Here is an 18,355-nt window from a genome sequence, read left to right as displayed (position 1 = left end):
TCGGGGCCGCGACTGCGGCTCCAGCAGCGCCCGCCATGAGGAGATGACGGACGTCGCTAGCTAAAAGAGGGCGCCTGTTTCGACCAGAAAGTGCGCTAGATCGTGTGTCTAGCTCGCGGCGTGGCCGCCGGCAGGCGCCCTTTACGCTGCCACCGCCTGTCCACAGGTGGGGCGGGCGAGAGGGCGGCGTCGATAAGCTTGCAGCTACACGCGTGTCTACAACTTCATACATAGTGCCCAGCGTGCCCGCATCTGGGGCCTCGTCGTGTGTGATATTTCTGAGGCGCAAGAGCGGGAGCGGAAACGTATAGAGGAGGATGGTGTCTTCCAACATGTCCCATGGCAAACCCGTGGACGAGAACCCCCAACCGCGCGTACCGGCTAGCCCGAGCCGATCCGGCGGAGTCAATCGCCGCGCCTTCCTCAGCGGCGCCACCACCTTGGCCGCTGGGGCGGGGCTGGCGTCCTGCGCCCGCGGCCAGGACGATCCCGAGGCCGGCACCGCAGTAGCGAATAAGGACGTATCCACCCGGCTTAGCCGTGCCACCGTGGACTTCGATGGCCCGCACCAAGCGGGTATCGCCACATCCAAGCAGGCCCGAGTAGCGGTCTGTGCCTTTACGGTGCGCCCCAATAGCACCGTTGAGGACATGCAGCGTCTCTTCCGGCTGTGGACCATGGATGCCCGCCGCCTGACCCAGGGCGTGGCCCCGCTGGGCGATCTCGAGGAAGAGCTTGCGGAGATTCCCGCGAACCTCACCATCACCGCTGGGGTGGGCGAGCGCTTCTTCGATATCATCGGCCGACCCGAGCTGCGCCCCGAGTGGCTGCACCCCATTCCCGCCTTTTCTCGCGATCAGCTGGATCCGAAGTGGGGCGAGGCCGATATTGTGCTGCAGATCTGCGCCGATGATGGTTTGACGCTGGCGCACGCGATGCGGCACATGGTTCGCGCCGGCGACCACTATGTCACGGTCAAGTGGATCCAGCAGGGCTTTTCCAATGCCGATGGCACGGTGACGGCCGATACTACGCAGCGCAATCTTTTCGGCCAGATCGATGGCACCGTCAATCCGCATACGGAAGAAGAGTATGAGGAGCAGGTGTGGATCGATGAGGGGCCCGACTGGATGCGCGGCGGTAGCTGCATGGTGCTGCGCCGTATCGCCATGAATATTGACACCTGGGAGATTCTGGACCGTGGTTCCCGCGAGCTGTCCGTGGGTCGCACCCTTGATACTGGGGCCCCGCTCACCGGCGGCGATGAGCACACCCCCGCCGATTTCGAGGCCACCGATAAGTTCGGGCTGCCGGTGATCGACCCGATGAGTCACATGGCGCGCTCGCATCCACCGGCGGATAATCCGGAGCAGAAGATTCTGCGCCGCCCCTATAGCTATGATCTGCAGCCGGAACCCGGCTCGGAGCAGCTATCCAATTCGGGTCTATTGTTCATCTGTTTCCAGAAGAATCCCGATGAGCAATTCACCCCGATTCAACGGCGTCTCGACGAAGGCGATCGTTTGAACCAGTGGATCACGCACATCGGTTCCTCCGTCTTTTTCATCTTCCCCGGCACCACCGAGGATGACTATTGGGGCAGGGGGCTGCTGGAATCCTAGCGGCACGGGGTAAGATACCCCGCAGACGTGTGTGCAGACGTCCATGGGAGCAGCGCTTATCGACGCTGCCCTCGGTGGCGTCTGCAACTCCCTAAACAGAGAGGCGACGTCTGGGTGGGCGACCCCCGCCTAGGAAACGCCCTGGCGACCAGGTATGTCGCCGGGGCACAAGATGTGTGAGGAGCACGAAGAAACGTGAGTATGTCAGACCCGGTCTACTGCAGTGTGGATCCCTTCCTCGTCCCCGCCGGCCAGGCTGTGGGCCAGGCCATGCGCGAGCTCGATTTGCCCAATAAGGGCCCCGAAGCCATCGTGGTGGCGAAGGATCCCGAGGGAACATTGCGCGATTTGTCCTTTGTCCCCACTGAGGACACCGAGTTCACCCCCGTTCCTGCGTGCTCCGAAGAGGGCCGCGGAGTCATCCGTCACTCCTGTACCCACGTGCTCGCCCAGGCGGTCCAGGCAGAGTTTCCCGGCACCAAGCTCGGCATCGGCCCAGCCATCGACAATGGCTTCTACTATGACTTCGACGCCGCCGAGCCTTTTACCCCCGAGGATCTCAAGCGCATTGAAAAGCGCATGAAGAAGATCATCAAGCAGGGGCAGAAGTTCGAGCGCCGGGTCTACGCCACCCAGGATGAGGCCCGCGCCGAGCTGTCCCATGAGCCCTATAAGCTCGAGCTGATCGAGGATAAGGGCAATGTGGACCCCGATTCGGATGAGGCCACCGAGGTGGGCGCCGGCGAGCTCACCAGCTACGCCAACTGCAATCCGCGAACCGGCGATGTGGAATGGTACGACCTCTGCCGCGGCCCGCACGTGCCCACCACCAAATACATTCCGGCCTTTGCGCTCACCCGCTCCTCGGCCGCGTATTGGCGCGGCGATCAGAACAACGCCGGCCTGCAGCGCATCTACGGCACGGCGTGGGAGTCCAAGGAAAAGCTCGCGGAATACCAGACCATGCTCGCCGAAGCCGAGAAGCGCGATCACCGTCGCCTCGGCGCGGAGCTGGATTTGTTCAGTTTCCCCGATGAGATCGGTTCCGGCTTTCCGGTGTTCCACCCCGCCGGCGGTATCGTCCGCCTGGAGATGGAGGAGCACTCCCGCCGCCGCCACATCAGCGCCGGCTACTCCTTTGTCAACACTCCTCACTTGACTAAGGGTGATCTCTTCAAGAAGTCTGGGCACTTGGACTTCTACTCGGACGGCATGTTCCCGCCCATGCAGCTCGATGGCGAGTACGACGATGATGGCGCGGTGGTCAAGCCCCCGCAGGACTACTACGCCAAGCCCATGAACTGCCCGATGCACAACCTGATCTTCGCCTCTCGGGGTCGGTCCTATCGCGAGCTGCCGCTGCGGCTTTTCGAGTTCGGAACCGTCTATCGCTACGAGAAATCCGGTGTGATCCACGGACTGACCCGCGCCCGCGGCTTCACCCAGGACGATGCGCATATTTACTGCACCGAGGCGCAGTTGGAAGACGAGCTCACCCGGGTGCTCGACTTCATCATCTCGTTGCTCAAGGACTACGGCCTGGATGATTTCTACCTCGAGCTGTCCACCAAGGACCCGCAGAAGTTCGTCGGCTCGGATGAGATCTGGGAGCGTTCCACCGAGATCCTCGAAAGCGTCGCTACCCGCTCCGGACTGGAGCTGGTGCCCGATCCGGCCGGTGCTGCGTTCTATGGTCCGAAGATCTCCGTGCAGGCCCGCGATGCCATCGGCCGTACCTGGCAGATGTCCACCGTGCAGCTGGACTTCAACCTGCCCGAGCGCTTCAACTTGGAGTACACCGCCCCCGATGGCTCCAAGCAGCGTCCGATCATGATTCACCGCGCGCTCTTCGGCTCGATTGAGCGTTTCTTCGGCGTGCTGCTCGAGCACTATGCCGGCGTCTTCCCCGCGTGGTTGGCCCCGCACCAAGTGATGGGCATTCCGGTGGCGGATGAATTCTCCGGCTACCTCGAGGATGTCTGCGCCGGCCTGCGCCAGTCCGGCATCCGCGCCGAGGTGGACACCTCGGATGATCGTATGCAGAAGAAGATCCGCAACCACACCACCGGCAAGGTGCCCTTCATGCTGCTGGCCGGTGGCCGCGATGTCGAGGCCAACGCCGTCAGCTTCCGTTTCTTGGATGGTTCCCAGGTCAATGGGGTGCCGGTTGAGCAGGCGCAGACGCTGATCCGCAACTGGGTGGCCCAGCGCATCAACGCCCAACCGAATAAAGAACTCGTTGAGGAGTTCCGTGGAACGGCAAGCTAAACCCGAGACGCAGCCCGCGGAGTCCTATAAGGACTCTGGGTTGGGGATTCCCGACCGCCTCGAGCGGCTCTGGGCGCCCTATCGGATGAACTATATTCGCGACGCCAGCGCGGGCAACGCGGGCAGTGCGGATGCGCGGCCGCGCAATCCCTTCCTCGCCATCCCCGAGATGAGCGATGAGGAGGGGCTGATCGTGGCCCGCGGCGAGCTCGTCTACTGCGTGCTGAACCTCTATCCATATAACTCTGGCCACGCCATGGTGGTGCCCTACCGGCAGGTGGCCAACCTAGAGGATCTCCGCGTGGAGGAGACCGCCGAGCTGATGGCTTTCGCCCAAAAGCTGGTGCGCGTCATCAAAACCGTCTCGGCCCCCGATGCCTTCAATGTCGGCTTCAATCTGGGTCGCGCCTCCGGCGGCTCGGTGGGGGAGCATCTGCACCTGCATGTGGTGCCCAGGTGGAGCGGCGATTCCAACTTCATGACGGTGATCGATGGCGTGAAGGTGCTGCCGCAGCTGCTGCGTGATACCCGCCAGCTCCTCGCCGATGCCTGGGAGGCTGATAGCGATGCTTAGCGTGCATGGACGCAAACCCGCCGCCGTGGTGGTGGAGCCGATCGCGAAGCGTTTGGTGAAGTGGAATCTCACCCCCAATGTAGTCACCGTGTTCGGGGCAGTGATCTCCACTTTGCTCGCCGTGGTCCTTATTCCCACCGGCCATCTGGTGGCGGCGGCCGTGCTCTCCGGGCTATTCGTGGCCTTCGACATGGTCGACGGCACCATGGCGCGGCTGCGCGGCGGCGGCACGAAATACGGTGCCACCCTCGATGCCACCTGCGACCGGCTCACCGATGGTGCTCTCTTCGCGGCGATTACCTGGTGGCTGATCTATAGCTACGAGGCACCCCAGCCGCTGGTGGTCGCCTCCTTGGTCGTGCTGGTGTGCTCCCAAGTGATCTCCTATGTCAAAGCCCGTGGCGAGGCCAGCGGCCTGAAGATGGTCGGCGGTCTCATCGAGCGCCCCGAAAGGCTCATCATCGGGCTTCTGGGCATTGGCCTGCAGGGCTTCGGTGTGCCCTATGCGGTGGACGTGGCCATCTGGGTATTGGCGGTAGGATCGGTATTCACCGTGGTCCAACGACTCGCCATGGCCGCCAACTCCACCCACGGCCAGGACAGGATCGCCCCTCCCGCGGGGGCGCGTACCCCGAGGACCCACTAGACCCTATCCGCCCACGACACTGTGCATCCACTGGGCGGCGTCGTCGCCTACAGCGTGGGCGCGGCGCTGCCCATGCTGTGTGAGGAGCCCGCCCTACGATGACCCCCTGGAGCCGCCTACGCTACGCCCTTGCCGAGCGCCACTGGGCTGCCGCCGGCTACATGTTCGGCTGGGCGGCACTATCCCAGCTACCCCGCCCGGCCGCCACCGCCTTAGCAACCATCGGCGCCGATATCGCGAGCAAGCGAGGACGCGGACCCGCTCAGCTGCGCCGCAACCTCGAACGCGTCGTGGGCCCCGCCGCGGTAACCCCGGCATTGATGCGGGCATCCATGCGCTCCTATACCCGCTATTGGATGGAGGCCTTCCGGCTGCCGCGAATCGCCACCGAGCCGGAGCTGCTGGACTCGCTCAATTCCACGGTGCGCGGCTTCGATCACTTGGACGAGCCCCTCGCCGCTGGGCGCGGGGTGATTCTCACCCTGCCGCACAGTGGCAACTGGGACATGGCCGGGGTGTTTTTGGTCCATCGCCACGGCAGCTTCACCACTGTGGCCGAACGCCTCGAACCCGCCGAGCTCTACGAGGCCTTCGTGGACTATCGCTGCTCCCTCGGCTTTCAGGTCTTGCCGCACCGCGATGAGCAGGGCAATGGCCCCTACCAGAAGCTCAAGCAGACCCTCGATAATGGCGGGGTGGTGTGCCTGCTCGGCGAACGCGACTTACGCGCCAGCGGGGTAGAGGTGGACTTCTTCGGCCAGCCCGCCCTCTTCCCAGCCGGTCCTGCCCGGCTCGCCATGGACACCGGCGCCAGCCTGCACGTGGTGCATAGCTTCTATCCGAGCGCCGATACCTGGGGGCTTGACGTTTCCCCAGAAATTGAGGTGGATGAGCTGCAGTCCACCACCCAGCGCATCGCCGCGGGATTCGAGGCCAATATCGCCGCCCACCCCGCCGATTGGCACATGCTGCAGCCGCTCTGGCTCGCCGACCTCGATCCGGCGCGCCTCGCCCGTGCCCGCGGCCAGCAGCAGGAGAACCCGCCCGCACCGGGTGCCGGAGACACCACGGAGGGCCACTAATGCGTATTGGTATCGTCTGCCCCTATTCCTTCGATGAACCCGGCGGCGTCCAGGCCCATATCTTGGACCTCGGGCACGCCCTGCGCGAACGCGGACACTATGTGCGCGCCATCGGCCCCGCCACGAGCGCTGCGGAGGTGCCCGATTGGGTGGTGCGCGGCGGCAGAGCGATGCCCATTCCCTATAACGGCTCGGTGGCGCGCATCTCCGTCGGCCCGCACGTCGATAGCGGATTGAAGCGCTTTATCGCCGACAATAACTTCGACATTCTGCATATTCACGAGCCCAACTCGCCCAGCTTTTCGATGGCGGCGCTACGCCTCGCCCACGGACCGATCGTCGCCACCTATCACGCCTCCAGCTCCGGGTCGAGGCTGCTGAAGCTCTCTACCCCGGTGCTGCGGCCGCTGCTGGAAAAGATCCGCGGCGGGATCGCCGTCTCCGAGCTGGCACGGCGCTGGCAGGTGGAACAACTCGGCGGCGATCCGGTGCTCATCCCCAATGGGGTGGATACGCGGCAGTTCGCTGCGGCGCGCCGCCGCAGCGAGGAGTGCGCGGCCGGCGAGGCGGCGTCGATAAGCGAAGAGCAGGTGCCGGAGATCGTCTTTCTCGGGCGGCTCGATGAGCCCCGCAAGGGCCTCGATATTTTGCTGCGCGCTCTCACGCAGCTGGATCGCCCCTTCCGTTGCACGGTGATCGGGGCCGGGACCCAGCGGCCGATGCCGGGGGTGCACTACGCAGGCAAGGTCTCCGATGCGGAGAAGGCCGAGATTCTCGGCCGAGCCGATATTTATGTGGCCCCCAATACCGGCGGGGAGAGCTTCGGCATCGTGCTCGTCGAGGCCATGGCCGCCGGCTGTGCAGTGCTGGCCAGCGATCTAGAAGCCTTCGCCGCGGTGACCAACGCCTATAGCGATACCCCCGCCGGGCTGCTGTTCCCCAATGGCAGTGCTGCGGATCTGGCCGCACAGCTGCGGCGGCTCATCGACTCGCCCGCACAACGCCGCAGCCTCGTAGACGCCGGTGTGGCCCGCGCCGCCAGCTATGACTGGGATACAGTGACCACCCAGATCCTGCAGGTGTATGAGGCCGTCGCCGATGGCACCAGCGTGAAACTGAAGTGAAAGGTACGTCATGAGCGCGGTATATATACTCGTTGCCATTGTCCTCACCACGGTGGTGCTCTGGGCCGTCTTTACCGCTCAGCGGCTGAACCGGATGCATATTCGGCTCGATGCTGCGCTGGTGAACCTCCAGGCGGCGCTCGATATGCGTGCCGCCGTGATCGCGGCAAGTATCGAGGAGGTGGCCTCCCACGCCTATGCTGCGCAGAACGAGCCCCTAGACCCGCACAATGTATCGCTGCGGGTGGATAAAGAAAAAGAGCTCATTAAGGCCCTCAAAAAATACAGCGAGGCCCACGCGGATGAGCCGCTGCCCAGACCCATCACCGATGCAGCGGTGCGGGTGCAGCTGACCCACCGCTTCTACAACGATGCGGTGGTGGACACCCGTGCGCTGCGGATTCGCCCCGTGGTGCGCTTGCTGCACCTGGGGGGACGAGCACCCATGCCGCAATACGTGGAATTGCCGCTTGCCACCCCCTTTATGGAAAAAACCTCCCACGATACGGGCAAAAAAAGCTAGCATTATGTGGCTAAAGATGTTCGATCGGCTCAAGAAGGGTTGGTTTATTCCCAGTGGCAGACACCAATGGAGTACACGCGGGCGTTACTGACCGCCTGCTCGGCGGAGTGATCATGGATGTGGTCACTCCCGAACAGGCAGAGATTGCCCAGGCAGCGGGCGCGAAGGCCGTGATGGCCCTCGAGCGCGTTCCCGCCGATATTCGCCGCGATGGCGGCGTGTCCCGGATGTCCGATCCGGACATGATCGCCGGTATCCAGAAGGCCGTGGACATCCCGGTGATGGCCAAGGTGCGCATCGGTCACTTCGTGGAAGCACAGGTCTTGCAGGCCCTCGGTATTGACTGGATCGACGAGTCCGAGGTGCTCACTCCCGCCGATCACTTCCATCACGTGGATAAGCATCGCTTCGAGGTGCCCTTTGTCTGCGGTGCCACCACCTTGGGCGAGGCCCTGCGCCGTATCGCCGAGGGCGCGGCCATGATTCGCTCCAAGGGCGAGGCCGGCACCGGGGATGTCTCCAATGCCGTCACGCATATCCGCACCATTCGCGCCGAAATCGCGAAGCTGGCGAGCCTCGATGAGACGGCCCTTTACCATGCCGCCAAGGAGTTGCAGGCCCCCTATGAGCTGGTGCGGCAGACCGCCTCCACCGGCCGGTTGCCCGTGACTCTTTTTGTCGCCGGGGGTGTGGCCACCCCGGCCGATGCCGCCATGATGATGCAGCTCGGCGCCGAGGGCGTGTTCGTCGGCTCCGGCATCTTCAAGTCCGGTAATCCAGAAAAGCGCGCTCGGGCCATCGTCGAGGCCACCGCCCACTACAACGATCCCAGCGTGATCGCCGAGGTCTCGCGCTCTCTCGGCGAGGCCATGGTGGGCATCAATTGCGATGACCTCAGCGAGCAGCAACGCATGGCCGATCGCGGCTGCTAAGCCCCGCCGACCCCGTCCACGCTATGCAGCAGCCACAGCCCTCACAGATCGAGCAGCTCTGCGATCTCCGCGAGATTGCCACGGATGAGTTCCAGGCATCGGTAGTGCCCACCTCGCTGGAGCGCACCTTCGGCGGCCAGCTCGTGGCTCAGGCTGTGGCTGCGGCGGCGCGTACCGTCGATGCGGAGTTTTCTCCGCATTCGCTGCATTGCTATTTCCTCGCCCCCGGTGATCCGGCCCAGCCCACCCAGGTGAGGGTGCAGCGGCTGCGCGAGGGGCGCTCTTTTCGCTCCCGGCTGCTCAGCCTCTCCCAATCTGGGCAGCTGCTGTGCAGCGTGCAGGTGAGTATGCACCACGGCAGGGATGCTGGGCTGAGCCACAACGAGCCCGCTCCAGTGCTGCCGGCGCCGGAGGAGATTTCCCGCGCCGACTCGGCCCGAGCGGCGTTTTTCGATCGCGAGTGGCCGGAGTGGGATATCCGTATTGTTCCCCGTGAGCGCTTGAGCGCCCCGCTTACCGCGGCCGCCACCCAGGTGGCGTGGATGCGCTCCACCGCAGCGCTGCCGGCAGATGAGCTGCTGCACAGCTGCGCGCTGTCCTATATCTCGGATGCCACCCTGCTCTCCGCCGCGCAGGTGCGCCACCCGAGCACCCCGCTGCAGATGGCCTCGTTGGATCATGCCCTGTGGTTTCTCCGCCCAGTGCGGGTGGATCAGTGGCTGGCCTATGTGCAGACCTCGCCGGCGGCCGGCGGCGGCCGCTCCCTCTGCGAGGGCCGGATCTATGATGCCGCTGGGCAGCTCGTCGCCCTCGCCACACAGGAAGGCCTGACTCGGCACCTGAGGCACTCACGCTATACTGATAAACCGCTTACTAACGACTGTTGAACGCGAAGTTTTTTCAAGAGAAGAGGAACGCTGATGTCAGGCCACTCAAAGTGGGCAACAACCAAGCACAAGAAGGCCGCTAACGACGCCAAGCGCGGCAAGGAGTTTGCCAAGCTGATCAAGAATATCGAGGTGGCCGCTCGGACTGGCGGTGGCGACCCGGCAGCGAACCCGACCCTCGATGACATGATCCGCAAGGCCAAGAAGGCCTCGGTGCCCAATGACAATATTGAGCGCGCCCGCAAGCGCGGCTCCGGCGAAGAGGCCGGCGGCGCCGACTGGCAGTCCATCATGTACGAAGGCTACGGCCCGGGCGGCGTGGCCATGCTTATCGAGTGCCTCACGGATAACCGCAACCGCGCGGCCTCCGAGGTGCGCAGCATTATGTCGAAGAACAACGGCAACATGGCCGAGTCCGGCGCCGTGGGCTACCTCTTTACCCGCGTCGGCGTGGTGGTAGTGGACAAGGGCGAGCTCACTGAGGACGATGTGCTCATGGCTGTGCTCGATGCCGGTGCTGAAGAGGTGAATGATCTCGGCGAGAAGTTCGAGGTTGTCTGCTCTCCTTCCGATACCCGCGGCGTGCGCGCTGCCTTGGAGGAGAACGAGATGAAGGTCGATGACGCCGACCAGGATTTCCGCGCCTCCGTCGAGGTGGAGGCCGATGCAGATCTTGCCCGCAAGATCCTGCGTTTGGTGGACCTGCTCGAGGATTCCGATGACGTGCAAAACGTCTACTCCAATATCAATATCTCCGATGAGGTGGCCGCTCAGCTCGACGCTTAGCGACACCGCCCGCCAGGCGCATCCCGTCTGCGGCACGATCAACGCCCTCTCCCTGCAGCCAATGCGGCGGCGAGGGCGTTTTCTGCGCCCCGCACACCGCTGATACGGGATCGTGCGAAAAAATGTGCTAAACATGGTCTGAGACAACGAGGAGGACACACGGGTGCGCGCTGCAAACACCATGGAGGGCCTGCGGGTGATGGGTATTGACCCAGGCTTGACCCGCTGTGGTCTGTCTGTGGTGCAGGCAGGGCGGGGCCGGGCCGTATATCCCGTGGCTGTGGGGGTGGTGCGCACCCCGGCGAAAGATGAGCTGACGGCGCGTCTGCTCCAGCTCAGCCAGGCGGTGAAGGAATGGATTCGAGACTATGATCCGGATGTGGTGGCCATCGAGCGCGTCTTCGAACGCGGTAACGTCTCGACGGTGATGCACACCGCCCACGCCGTAGGGGTGCTGGTGCTCGCCGCCGCCGAGTGCCACATCCCGGTGCACATGTACACCCCCTCGGAAGTGAAGAAGGCCATCTCGGGCAATGGCCGCGCCGATAAGAAACAAATGACCGCCATGATTACCCGGATTCTGGGGCTGGCGGAACCACCCAAGCCGGCCGATGCTGCCGATGCCTTAGCGTTGGGGGTATGCCACTGCTGGCGCGCCCCCGCCCTGGCGCACCAAGCGGAGCTGGCCAAGCAACACCAAAGGAGCAGCAGCACATGATCGCATCCCTGCGCGGAACCTGTATTGATCTCGGCCTCTCGGGCGCGATCATCGAATGCGCCGGAGTGGGCTATAGCATCAGCGCCACCCCGCGCACCCTCGGCACCATGCGCCAAGGGGAAGAGTGCTTCGTGGTGGTGGCACAGATCGTGCGGGAAGACTCGATGGAGCTATTCGCCTTCGCCAATAGCGAGGAAAAGGAGTTCTTCCATCTGCTCTGCACCGTCTCCAAGGTGGGCCCCAAGTTGGCGCTGGCGGCGCTCGCCATGGCCACCCCCACCGAGCTGGCCGGCTATATCAGCCGCAGCGATGCCGTCGCGCTGGAGAAGATCCCGGGCGTGGGCAAGCGCACCGCCGAGCGCATGGTGGTGGATTTGAAGCAGAAGGTCGAGCCCTTCGTCGGCGCCGTCGCCCAGCAGCCCAGCACCGCCGCCCCCGCACTCACGGGTGGGGTGGCCGAAGATGTGGCAGAGGCGCTGGAAAACCTGGGCTTTAGCCGCAAAGACGCCGATGCGGCCGTGGCGAGCGTGCTGGCCGCCCAGCCGGAGCTGGACGTCTCCGCCGCGCTGCGCGCCTGCCTCGCGACGCTGAGCAGCAACTAGGCTCGAGGAGCAAGTGGGAAGGACACCTGCGCTATGTCGAATGTAGAAAAGACCGAGTTTCAGCTCCCCGAGGGGGCATTGCGCCCGCCGGATTCCGCTGTGCGCCCGCAGCTCAACGAGGGCGAGCACGATGATGAGGTGAACCTGCGCCCGAAAAGCCTGGGCGAGTTCATCGGCCAGCCCAAGGTGCGGGAGCAGCTCGAGCTGGTGCTGGGCGGCGCCAGGAGCAGAGGAGTGGCGCCCGATCATGTGCTGCTATCCGGCCCGCCCGGGCTGGGCAAGACCACGATGGCGATGATCATCGCCGCCGAGCTGAACTCGAATCTGCGCATGACCTCAGGCCCCGCACTCGAACGCGCCGGCGACCTAGCGGCCATGCTGTCTAATCTCACCGAGGGCGATGTGCTGTTTATCGATGAGATCCACCGCATGGCCCGGCCGGCGGAGGAAATGCTCTACATGGCGATGGAGGATTTCCGTATTGATGTGATCGTCGGCAAAGGCCCCGGTGCCACCTCGATCCCCTTGGAACTGGCTCCCTTCACCCTGGTGGGGGCGACCACCCGCTCGGGTATGCTCACCGGCCCACTCCGCGATCGTTTCGGCTTCACCGCCCAAATGGAGTTCTACGGCCCCGCCGATCTCACCCGGGTGGTGCTGCGCGCCGCCAAGATCCTCGGGGTGAGTATCGATGAAGAGGCCGGCCATGAGATCGCCTCCCGCTCCCGCGGTACCCCGCGTATCGCCAATCGCCTGCTGCGGCGGGTGCGCGACTATGCCGATGTGCACTCCAATGGGCATATCACCCTCGCTGCGGCGCAGTCCGCGCTCGTGGTCTTTGACGTCGATGAGATGGGCCTCGACCGCCTAGATCGGGCCGTGCTCACCGCCTTGATCAAGGGCCATGGCGGCGGTCCGGTGGGGGTGAGCACCCTCGCCATCGCGGTGGGCGAGGAGCCCTCGACCGTGGAAGAAGTCTGCGAACCCTATCTCGTGCGTGCGGGCATGATTAGCCGCACCGGACGCGGCCGGGTAGCTACTGCCGCCGCCTGGCGTCACCTCGGGCTGGAACCGCCGGAGGGAACCGTGGGGCTGTTCTAAGGACGGCCGAGAACTCACGGGCGGGTGTATATCCCGTTGTTCGCGGCGCCAGAGTTTGGCACACTGGTAGGCACTATGACGACTGTATTTCTGCTCATTATTCTGGCGCTCTTTTTGCTGCCCGCCTTTTTACAGATGCGCACTCAGCGCAAGCGGCTCAATGAGATCCGCCAGGTTCAAGAATCCCTGCGTCCCGGCGACCGTGTGGTCACCAGTGCTGGGCTCTACGCCACGGTGCGCGATCGCAGCGAGAACACCGTGGATCTCGAGATCGCCGCGGGCGTGGTGTCCACCTTCGAGCTGATCGCCGTGGTGCGTAAGCTCGAGGCCCCTGGCGCCGAGTCCGCGCCGGTGATGGAGGGCGCGAGCGAGCAGCCCCTCACACCCCAGCACGAGGAGCAGCCCGGCGAGGGGGTGCACCCCGAGAACCTGGAGCAGCCCTCGCATCCGGAGCAGCAGGATGCACCGGCCCCCGAGCAGCACCCAGAAGGTTGGCAAGGCTCGGCTGAGAACCGCCGCGACTAAGCTGTTGATTTCATTCACCGCCTCCACTGGCTACTGATTCAGTGGGGGCGTGTCCTATGCCGTACTATGGTCGAATGACCTGCGCGCGCTGTGCATGTGGCGCGCAACCGCCGCCCCGGTACATCGTTGTGGTGGCGGCTGATTCACGCCGGTTGATGAGGCACGCGGGCCACGGCGCCCGTGGTGAGCCTCATGTGTTCATTGGAGGAGGAAACGTTCGTGGCATCCCGCAGCAAGCGGTCGCAGCTGGGACCATCGGCGTGGCCGAAGCGGGCGATCGGCGTGTTTGCGCTGATCCTCGTGCTGGTTTACGCCTTGGTCTTGTTCACTGGAGACCGCAGGCCCGTCCCCAAGCTGGGTATTGATCTTCAAGGCGGGACCCGGGTGACCCTGGTCCCACAGGGCCAGGATCCCACCTCGGAGCAGCTCGCGCAGGCGCGCACCATTCTGGAGAACCGTGTGAACGGCATGGGTGTCAGCGGCGCGGAAGTGATCACCGATGGCGATACGCTCGTGATCTCCGTGCCGGGTGAAGATACCGCCCAGGCCAAGGCGCTCTCGCAGACCTCGCAGCTGATGTTCCGCCCCGTGCTCACCCCGACCGAGATTCCCTCCCCGGAGGATAACCTCGCGGCGCTGGAGACCATGGCGAACCGCTGGGTCAGCGTCGGCGCGAGCACCAAGGAGCACGCCCAAAGCGTGCTCGACGAGGTCGCCACCACCTTGTCGAATAACTCGGAGCAGCTCGTGGGGGAGAAGAAGACCTACGACGCTCCCACGGTGAGCGAGAACCCGCCGGCCGAGCCGAAGAACTCTCTCGAGCAGGCCGAACAGCGCGATAAGGAGCTGGAGGTGCTCCGCGAGGACCGCCAGTCCGATGATCTGGCGCGGCAGGTAGCGGCTCGCCAGCTCATGGTGTGCGAGCAACAAGAGGATCGCTCCCAGCCGGCCCCGCTGGATCCGCTCGCCGGCACCGATGATCCGAAAAAGCCCTTGGTTGCCTGTGATCCGAGCGTTGGCCAAGTGATGCTTCTCGACGCCGTCCCGCTGCTTGTGGGCCAGACCGATGAGGAGCAGGGCACGCGCCTGACCGGTAATGAGATTGATACTTCCCAGCCGATCACCGGTGGCTTCAACCCCGAGCGCAACACGATGGAGATCAACTTCGCCTTTAAGTCCTCCGGCGGCGAGGAGGGCTCCTCGACGTGGGCGAAGCTGACCGAGGAGTACCTGCAGCGGCAGATCGCGATCACCCTTGACTCGCAGATTATCTCCGCCCCGGTGATCCAATCCGCCACCCCGGTGGGATCGGGTACCTCGATTACGGGTAGCTTCTCGCAGCAGGAGGCCACCGAGCTGGCCAATAACCTGCGCTATGGTGCGCTGCCCTTGAGTTTCGCCGGCGAAAATGGCGAGCTCGGCGGAACCACCACCACGATCCCGCCCTCGCTGGGTAGCGCCTCGCTGCAGGCGGGCCTGATCGCGGGCATTGTCGGTCTGGTGCTCATCGCCGTCTTCGCCTTCAGCTACTATCGCGTATTCGGCGCCCTGGCGATCTTCACCCTCGTGGCGGCCAATGCCTTGGTCTACGGCGCCCTGGTGCTGCTGGGCCGCTGGATCGGCTATAGCCTCGACCTGGCCGGCATCGCCGGTCTGATCATTGGTCTGGGCACGACCGCCGACTCCTTCGTGGTGTTCTACGAGCGCATCAAGGATGAGATCCGCGATAATAACCGCACCTTCCGTTCGGCGGTGCCGCGTGGCTGGCAGTCCGCTAAGCGCACCATTCTCAGCGGTAACACGGTGTCGCTGATTGCGGCCATCGTGCTCTACGTGCTCGCAGTCGGATCGGTCAAGGGCTTTGCCTTTACCTTGGGTCTGACCACGATCTTCAACTTGGTCGTCACCTTCTTGGTGACCGCGCCGCTGGTGCTGCTCGCCAGCCGCCGCGCGTGGTTCAATAAGACGTCCCGCAATGGCTTTGGCGCGGTGATGAAGGTGCGCGATGAGCGCGCCGCCGCCGGCTCCGCTCCGGAGGCGCCCTATGCCAATGAGGTTATCGCCGGCAACGGCTCGAACGATGCGGCAGGAGAGAAGTAACCATGAGTGATACCTCAATCATCAAGCGGCTTTATACCGGCGAGGGCGGCGTCGATTTCATCGGCAAGCGCAAGCGCTGGTACACCATCGCCGCTATCGTCATCCTTATTGCTCTCGCCTCGATCGCGATCCGGGGATTCAGCCTCGGTATCGATTTCCAGGGCGGCACCAAGATGAATATGCCCGCCGGGGATCTCGACGAGACCCGAGTGGAACAGGTCTTTGAAGAGGCCACCGGGGTGGACCCGCACGCGGTGCAGGTTGTTGGATCGGGCGATGCCCGCATCCTGGAGATCACCTCGGAGCGCCTCGGCGAGGAACAGATCAATGACGCCCGCGCGGCGCTCTATGATGCCTTCCAACCCAAGGACTCGCAGGGAGAGCCTTCCCCGGATGCCATCGGTGACTCCACCGTCTCCGAATCCTGGGGCTCGACCATTACCGAACGCATGCTGCTGGCCATGGGCGTGTTCCTGGCGCTCGTCTTCGCCTTCATCGCCCTGCGCTTCGAGAAGCTCATGGGCGTATCCGCGATCGCGTGTATCACGGTGGACGCCATCGTGATCTCCGGTGTGTATGCCCTCATCGGTTTTGAGGTCACCCCGGCCACCGTGATCGGTCTGCTGACCGTGCTGGCCTTCTCGCTCTATGACACCGTGGTGGTCTTCGATAAAGTCTCCGAGCTCACCGCAGGTTTTCAATCCTCGCGCCGGCGCACCTATGCGGAGCTGGCCAACCGTGCCATTAACCAGACGGTGATGCGCTCGATTTCCACCACGGTGCTCTCGGCTCTGCCGATCATCTCGCTGATGGTGGTCGCGGTGTGGATGCTCGGTGTGGGCACCTTGAAGGACCTCGCTCTGGTGCAGCTCATCGGCGTGGTGCAGGGTACGCTCTCCTCGATCTTCCTCGCCGCCCCGTGCTTGGTGTCGATGAAGAACCGCACCAAGGAGGTGCGGGACCACAACGCCGCCGTGGAGCGCTACCGCTCTGGGGCAGCAGAGGAGCCGGAGGAGACTCCGGTAGACACCGGCCGCACGGTGCAGGCTCCGCAACCCGCGGAACACGGGCAGCCGGAGGCGCTCAGCTGGCGCCCCACCACCCATTAGCGATGTGCTTGGCGGCGCTGATGACCACGCTGCCACGGCAGCGGCGGTGTCCTGCGGGGCACGCCGGCTGCGGTGGCGCAGGTGGGCGTCGATAAGCACAGCAAGAATGAAGGAAACCCTGATGAGTGCAGGAATGACTCTGCGCCGCGTAATCGTGATGCTAGCTGTGGGGGTTCTCGGGCTGGCAGGCTGCGCGGAGGAAGAACAGCCGCCGCAGGAGGTCTTCGGCTATGCCGTGGACACCCCGCTGGTGACGACCAATGCGGCCTCCACAATCGGGGTGAGCACCAACGCGGAACAGCTGGCCTCTCGGCTGTATCCGCCGGTATTCATGCACGGCCCCCAGGGGCAGACCATCCCCAATATGGATCTGGCGCAGGGCCAGTCCCTGCCGGGGCAAACCGTGCAGATCATCTACACCATCAATAAGCGGGCCATCTTCTCCGATGAGGTGCCGGTGACCTGCGATGATTTCTATCTCTCCTTCATCGCCGCGACGCAGGAAGCCTATTTCAAGGCCTATAACCCGCTGATGCAGCAGGTGGCCGATGTGAAATGCGAGCGCGGCTCCAAGAACTTCACGGTGCAGTTCAAAGACTCCTTTGGATCCCGGTGGCGGCAGCTCTTCGGCCCCGGCACCGTGCTGCCCGCCCATATCATCGCCCGCGCCGCCGGAATGAGCGAAGACGAGATGTGGCAGGCGGTGACGAGCGGCGCTGCCGAGCCGATGGAAAAGATCGGCACCGCATGGAACGATGCCTTCTTGCTGAAGAACTTTGACCCCGAACTGCACGCCTCCTCGGGCCCGATGAAGATCTCTGAGGTCCTCGACGATGGCTCGGTCGTGCTCGTGCCCAATCCGCACTACGCAGGAGACGCCCCCTCCCTCGATAAGATCGTGGTCTATCCCGCCGGGGTGGATCGGGTGGCCAAGGCCGAGCAGAACTCCTTGGAGATCGCGGATCTGGTGAATGCCTCCTCGATCGACTGGGTGGACCGCAATGACACCGCCAATCCCTATGAAGTCACCCGCGAGGTCGGCCAACTGATCGAACAACTCAATCTCGCCAACTCGGGGGTGCTCGCCACCCCGGCGAAGCGGCAGGGCTTTGCCGCCTGCATAGATCAAAACGAGATAGCGCAATTATCTTCCGGCTACTCCGGTGTGGATGTGCCGCCGGTGGGCACCCGCCTCAGCCCGGCGATCGCGCCGACCTTCGAAAGCACCCGCGATATCTCCGATCGCAACCTCGGCACCGATATGGCCAAAGCCCGGGCCGAGCTGGAGGGGGCGACGATTCGTATCGGCTATACCGCCCCCGATCCACGGAAAAAGGCGATCGTGGACGCCATCAGCGAAAGCTGCGCCAAAGCCGGCATCACGATCAAGGACGTCTCAGATATCACCAATGATCTCGGTGATCTCTCCCGCACCGCTACGAATGAGTGGGGCGGCCCCGCCGATTTGGAGGGCCAGGCCGACGCGATCTTGGTGGCGGTGGATACCCGCACCGAGTACGCCTCGGTGAATGCGCCGGCCAATAATAGCGAGCTATTGCGCCAAGCGGAGGAGCGGCTGTGGGAGGAGATCCCCTCCATTCCGCTCGCTGCCCAACCCCGCACGTTTGTGGTGAACAACTCGGTGGGTAACGTTGTTCCTAACACTTCGCGAGCGGGGATCGGCTGGAACATGTCGCGCTGGCAGATCGACTAACCCGCGCTCGCCTCTCGCGGCGCCGGCACTGTATCGCGGCGA

17 protein-coding genes are annotated in these 18,355 nt (G+C 64.2%); all 17 read left to right on the top strand.

The genetic code is table 11. The annotated features are described in order from the left end of the window. Window positions 1-332 precede the first annotated feature (332 nt). The 17 genes from GBB14_RS01160 (at window position 333) to GBB14_RS01080 (ending at window position 18,313) form a co-directional block, all read left to right on the top strand. Entirely contained in the window at window positions 333-1,622 is a 1,290-nt protein-coding gene (locus GBB14_RS01160; protein ID WP_151528642.1) for a Dyp-type peroxidase, read from the top strand. 201 nt (window positions 1,623-1,823) lie between these two features. Next, window positions 1,824-3,890, top strand: coding sequence for a threonine--tRNA ligase (thrS, locus tag GBB14_RS01155; protein WP_151528643.1), 2,067 nt, complete (start codon window positions 1,824-1,826; stop codon window positions 3,888-3,890). Then, complete coding sequence (locus GBB14_RS01150; protein ID WP_192796079.1) at window positions 3,874-4,464, top strand: HIT domain-containing protein; 591 nt, start codon at window positions 3,874-3,876, stop codon at window positions 4,462-4,464. Before thrS ends, GBB14_RS01150 begins: the two co-directional genes overlap by 17 nt. Next, window positions 4,457-5,110 carry a phosphatidylinositol phosphate synthase gene (pgsA, locus tag GBB14_RS01145; protein ID WP_151528644.1) on the top strand — a complete coding sequence of 218 codons (654 nt, stop codon included), beginning with the start codon at window positions 4,457-4,459 and terminating at the stop codon, window positions 5,108-5,110. The genes GBB14_RS01150 and pgsA overlap by 8 nt, the downstream gene beginning before the upstream one ends. A gap of 98 nt (window positions 5,111-5,208) precedes the next feature. Beyond that, entirely contained in the window at window positions 5,209-6,192 is a 984-nt protein-coding gene (locus GBB14_RS01140) for a phosphatidylinositol mannoside acyltransferase (RefSeq protein ID WP_151528645.1), read from the top strand. Then, on the top strand, window positions 6,192-7,316 hold the full coding sequence (locus tag GBB14_RS01135) for a glycosyltransferase family 4 protein (protein ID WP_151528646.1): 1,125 nt from the start codon (window positions 6,192-6,194) through the stop codon (window positions 7,314-7,316). Before GBB14_RS01140 ends, GBB14_RS01135 begins: the two co-directional genes overlap by 1 nt. Window positions 7,317-7,326: 10 nt before the next feature. Further along, window positions 7,327-7,839, top strand: coding sequence for a hypothetical protein (locus tag GBB14_RS01130; protein ID WP_151528647.1), 513 nt, complete (start codon window positions 7,327-7,329; stop codon window positions 7,837-7,839). Between the two features lie 53 nt (window positions 7,840-7,892). After that, a complete protein-coding gene (pdxS, locus tag GBB14_RS01125) occupies window positions 7,893-8,771 on the top strand; it encodes a pyridoxal 5'-phosphate synthase lyase subunit PdxS (protein ID WP_151528648.1) in 879 nt (292 codons plus the stop codon). 23 nt (window positions 8,772-8,794) lie between these two features. Next, window positions 8,795-9,658 carry an acyl-CoA thioesterase II gene (locus GBB14_RS01120; protein ID WP_151528649.1) on the top strand — a complete coding sequence of 288 codons (864 nt, stop codon included), beginning with the start codon at window positions 8,795-8,797 and terminating at the stop codon, window positions 9,656-9,658. A gap of 33 nt (window positions 9,659-9,691) precedes the next feature. Continuing rightward, the gene (locus tag GBB14_RS01115; protein WP_151528650.1) at window positions 9,692-10,444 is read left to right on the top strand and encodes a YebC/PmpR family DNA-binding transcriptional regulator; all 753 of its coding nucleotides are present in this window, start codon (window positions 9,692-9,694) and stop codon (window positions 10,442-10,444) included. Window positions 10,445-10,625: 181 nt separating this feature from the next. Further along, a complete protein-coding gene (ruvC, locus tag GBB14_RS01110) occupies window positions 10,626-11,162 on the top strand; it encodes a crossover junction endodeoxyribonuclease RuvC (RefSeq protein ID WP_151528863.1) in 537 nt (178 codons plus the stop codon). Beyond that, complete coding sequence (gene ruvA, locus GBB14_RS01105) at window positions 11,159-11,764, top strand: Holliday junction branch migration protein RuvA (RefSeq protein WP_151528651.1); 606 nt, start codon at window positions 11,159-11,161, stop codon at window positions 11,762-11,764. Before ruvC ends, ruvA begins: the two co-directional genes overlap by 4 nt. 33 nt (window positions 11,765-11,797) lie before the next feature. Further along, window positions 11,798-12,865 (top strand): Holliday junction branch migration DNA helicase RuvB, encoded by a 1,068-nt coding sequence (ruvB, locus tag GBB14_RS01100; protein WP_151528652.1) that lies wholly within the window; start codon window positions 11,798-11,800, stop codon window positions 12,863-12,865. A 75-nt stretch (window positions 12,866-12,940) separates the two neighbouring features. Next, on the top strand, window positions 12,941-13,390 hold the full coding sequence (yajC, locus tag GBB14_RS01095) for a preprotein translocase subunit YajC (RefSeq protein ID WP_151528653.1): 450 nt from the start codon (window positions 12,941-12,943) through the stop codon (window positions 13,388-13,390). 192 nt (window positions 13,391-13,582) lie between these two features. Next, window positions 13,583-15,490, top strand: coding sequence for a protein translocase subunit SecD (gene secD, locus GBB14_RS01090; protein ID WP_225976570.1), 1,908 nt, complete (start codon window positions 13,583-13,585; stop codon window positions 15,488-15,490). Between the two features lie 2 nt (window positions 15,491-15,492). Beyond that, on the top strand, window positions 15,493-16,599 hold the full coding sequence (gene secF / locus GBB14_RS01085) for a protein translocase subunit SecF (RefSeq protein WP_151528655.1): 1,107 nt from the start codon (window positions 15,493-15,495) through the stop codon (window positions 16,597-16,599). Between the two features lie 121 nt (window positions 16,600-16,720). Further along, entirely contained in the window at window positions 16,721-18,313 is a 1,593-nt protein-coding gene (locus tag GBB14_RS01080) for an ABC transporter substrate-binding protein (RefSeq protein ID WP_192796078.1), read from the top strand. Window positions 18,314-18,355 lie beyond the last annotated feature (42 nt).

The sequence above is a fragment of the Corynebacterium sp. 51B genome, from assembly GCF_008930785.1.
GTDB lineage: Bacteria > Actinomycetota > Actinomycetes > Mycobacteriales > Mycobacteriaceae > Corynebacterium > Corynebacterium megadyptis.
The sequence above is the reverse complement of the archived record's forward strand: the minus strand, read 5'-3'. Positions and strand labels throughout refer to the sequence as shown.

Coding starts and splice junctions, on each gene's coding strand:
- GBB14_RS01160 (WP_151528642.1), top strand. CDS start 333: ATGTCCCATGGCAAACCCGTGGACGAGAACCCCCAACCGCGCGTACCG.
- thrS (WP_151528643.1), top strand. CDS start 1,824: ATGTCAGACCCGGTCTACTGCAGTGTGGATCCCTTCCTCGTCCCCGCC.
- pgsA (WP_151528644.1), top strand. CDS start 4,457: ATGCTTAGCGTGCATGGACGCAAACCCGCCGCCGTGGTGGTGGAGCCG.
- GBB14_RS01140 (WP_151528645.1), top strand. CDS start 5,209: ATGACCCCCTGGAGCCGCCTACGCTACGCCCTTGCCGAGCGCCACTGG.
- GBB14_RS01135 (WP_151528646.1), top strand. CDS start 6,192: ATGCGTATTGGTATCGTCTGCCCCTATTCCTTCGATGAACCCGGCGGC.
- GBB14_RS01130 (WP_151528647.1), top strand. CDS start 7,327: ATGAGCGCGGTATATATACTCGTTGCCATTGTCCTCACCACGGTGGTG.
- GBB14_RS01120 (WP_151528649.1), top strand. CDS start 8,795: ATGCAGCAGCCACAGCCCTCACAGATCGAGCAGCTCTGCGATCTCCGC.
- GBB14_RS01115 (WP_151528650.1), top strand. CDS start 9,692: ATGTCAGGCCACTCAAAGTGGGCAACAACCAAGCACAAGAAGGCCGCT.
- ruvC (WP_151528863.1), top strand. CDS start 10,626: ATGGAGGGCCTGCGGGTGATGGGTATTGACCCAGGCTTGACCCGCTGT.
- ruvA (WP_151528651.1), top strand. CDS start 11,159: ATGATCGCATCCCTGCGCGGAACCTGTATTGATCTCGGCCTCTCGGGC.
- ruvB (WP_151528652.1), top strand. CDS start 11,798: ATGTCGAATGTAGAAAAGACCGAGTTTCAGCTCCCCGAGGGGGCATTG.
- yajC (WP_151528653.1), top strand. CDS start 12,941: ATGACGACTGTATTTCTGCTCATTATTCTGGCGCTCTTTTTGCTGCCC.
- secD (WP_225976570.1), top strand. CDS start 13,583: ATGTGTTCATTGGAGGAGGAAACGTTCGTGGCATCCCGCAGCAAGCGG.
- secF (WP_151528655.1), top strand. CDS start 15,493: ATGAGTGATACCTCAATCATCAAGCGGCTTTATACCGGCGAGGGCGGC.
- GBB14_RS01080 (WP_192796078.1), top strand. CDS start 16,721: ATGAGTGCAGGAATGACTCTGCGCCGCGTAATCGTGATGCTAGCTGTG.